The following is a 2,344-nucleotide window of genomic DNA, read 5'->3' on the forward strand; positions in this document are numbered from 1 at the left end:
TGTAGTTTGACAGTAGGTTTTGTACTAAGTGGGAAGAGGTGGGATTAGTTAGGAATAGGTGGTAATTTGTTGTTTTTATGGTTATTTTTTACCATTAAATGCGCGTTTTGTAAAATTGTATTTTGACACCTAAAATTGCGAAAATTACCGAAAATCAGAAAAAAGTGCGTTTTCATGGTAAAAATGAGAGAAGGCTTTGAAAGGTCTTTGAAAACCCTTTGAAAAATTTTGAAAAGTCTGTGAAAGCCCAGAAAACCGCCTTTGAAGACCCTTTGAAAAAAATCACTCCAAAAGTTCAATTGACTCCAAAATCAGCCAAAAATAACCAAAAAAGCAAAAAAGATTTTCACCTATTGATGATTATCTATTTTTAGAGGCAATATATACTTATTAATCAAATGGTTATATTATTTTTTTAATGTAAAAAGATTTTCATATCGATTTTTCATATTAAAGGGGCATTAAGCCGTATTTTGTGTAGTTTCTAGATGTGCTCTTTCAGCTTCTATTTGACGCTTTAAATGCAATTTTAGGAGAGGCAAAGTAAGCTCTATTTCTTCCGTGTCGTTGATGTCTTGAACCAGCTCTTGCAGTTTTTTATAAAGTTCCGCCGCGAGTTCCGCTATATCTTCGGGGGGGAGTTTAATTTTTGCATCGCGATAGGTTGTATAAGCTATGCGACCAAGTTTTTTCATCAATCCAGCAGGGATCGTTTGTGGTTTAAAACCTGCTGCTTTTGCTTTTGCCATGTCACTAAACATCTCACCTTCACCAGTGAGAAGCCAATGAAAATCTACGCCATAAATTTTGTGATAGGCAATTACAATAGATGCTGGTGGCTCATTTACACCGAGCTCATAATTTGCGAGCGTACCTTTCGCTAAATCAAGAGTTTTTGCAAAAGCACCGCGTTCTTCATTTCCAAGCATTTTTCTTATTTCACGTAGGCGTTTTGCCAATGGTGTTTTGGGTTCTGAATCGGGACGAGCCAAAAAAATACCTCATAAATTCATTTTTTATGTTTACAAAACACAAAAAATGAATTAATTACATATTACCGCCCGATATAGAGGGCAGATATTTTACAATTAACCCCACAAAAAACGGATAGTTGGAATATCCGTTTGAAGCAGGAGCGAAAGTTATGACAACCACCCAAACATGCATTCAAGTATGGGATCGCCATAGTATTTTAGCTGAGCTACGCCGCCGGAACATGACCTTGGCGGAGCTCGCGAAAGCTTATCAACTCTCCTCATCCAGTGTTCAACACATTTGGACACGGTCTAACGAGAAAGCCGAACGCGCCATTGCCGATTTTATCGGTTTGCCTGTCGAGCAGGTTTTTAGCGACCGCTACCCCAAAAGTCGCCGTCGCATTTTTAAAGCAGCAAAACATGCCAATACAGATTCGCGTGCGCATTCTGCTTTGCGCGGTAATGCTGCTTAAACTTCGTTACACGGCTCTGCGTGTTAGCGCATTTGCCATGTATTTAGATACCATAAGATAAAAAGGTTTATCAATGTCTAAAGATCAATACGAAATAGACAAGAAAAATTGCACAGTGTTGCCTCATCAAGCAGCCGATTGGATGGGTTGTTTTTTAAGGTTAGGTGGTCAAGTTTTCTTTATCGGGGATGGTTATGGTTGCTGCTTATAATTTATGGACGCCCGAGGCAAAAAGAGAAATTTTTAATCCGTATTCGGAAGCTGAACGGCTACAAATGATGCTTTCCTGTTCTTTAAAAGCCGTGAGTGGTAGCTTTCGGCATGTACCGATCCGATATATTATTGACCCACCGCATGGCTTATTTGATGCGATATTAGCACGACAAATTGCCATTCATATTTTGCATTATCAGTTTGAGGTACCGCGGCGGCGTATTGTTGCCATGCAAGTACGGCAGCAGACTGCTATCTTTCTTGCTTTGCAAGTGATTAATCGGCGTTTGGAAGAACCAGTTTTTGCGAAAGCCTATCGAAGGTGGGCGGGTCGTGCGATGGATTTGTTCTTACGAGAAATGGAAAAGGCGGGGGCGTGATGGCACAGTTTCAAAAGCTTGCTCTTGATGTGATTGTTGTACCGGAGCGTATACGCCCTGTTGATGATGAGCATGCCAAGGCACTTGCGCAATCGATGGCGCGGGAGGGGTTAATGAACCCGATTACAGTGCGCCATACCCCCAATGCTAAAGAGGGTAATTACACACTTATTGCTGGTGCGCACCGGCTTCGTGCTGCGGAGCTTTTGGGCTATAGTGACATTGATGCCGTTGTGGTGCAGGCTGATAAGGACAATGCTGCGCTTTTAGAAGTGGCAGAGAATTTGTTTCGCAATGAATT

Annotated in this window: 5 protein-coding genes; 4 read left to right on the plus strand and 1 reads right to left on the minus strand. The window is 41.1% G+C overall.

What is annotated here, in order from left to right:
• Window positions 1-461: 461 nt before the first annotated feature.
• Window positions 462-992, minus strand: a complete 531-nt coding sequence (locus PVV65_RS09475; protein ID WP_273789991.1) for a helix-turn-helix transcriptional regulator — start codon at window positions 990-992, stop codon at window positions 462-464.
• A gap of 152 nt (window positions 993-1,144) precedes the next feature.
• On the opposite strand from PVV65_RS09475, the gene PVV65_RS09480 reads away from it, so the two are divergent.
• The 4 genes from PVV65_RS09480 to PVV65_RS09495 form a co-directional block, all read left to right on the plus strand.
• On the plus strand, window positions 1,145-1,450 hold the full coding sequence (locus tag PVV65_RS09480) for a helix-turn-helix transcriptional regulator (RefSeq protein ID WP_005864619.1): 306 nt from the start codon (window positions 1,145-1,147) through the stop codon (window positions 1,448-1,450).
• Between the two features lie 73 nt (window positions 1,451-1,523).
• On the plus strand, window positions 1,524-1,661 hold the full coding sequence (locus tag PVV65_RS09485) for a hypothetical protein (RefSeq protein ID WP_273722103.1): 138 nt from the start codon (window positions 1,524-1,526) through the stop codon (window positions 1,659-1,661).
• Window positions 1,645-2,043, plus strand: coding sequence for a hypothetical protein (locus PVV65_RS09490; RefSeq protein WP_120102063.1), 399 nt, complete (start codon window positions 1,645-1,647; stop codon window positions 2,041-2,043). Before PVV65_RS09485 ends, PVV65_RS09490 begins: the two co-directional genes overlap by 17 nt.
• The coding region (locus tag PVV65_RS09495; protein ID WP_273789992.1) for a ParB N-terminal domain-containing protein at window positions 2,043-2,344 on the plus strand (302 nt) is incomplete at its 3' end. The genes PVV65_RS09490 and PVV65_RS09495, both read left to right, overlap by 1 nt.

The organism is Bartonella sp. ML70XJBT, from assembly GCF_028618425.1.
In the GTDB taxonomy this organism is placed as follows: domain Bacteria; phylum Pseudomonadota; class Alphaproteobacteria; order Rhizobiales; family Rhizobiaceae; genus Bartonella.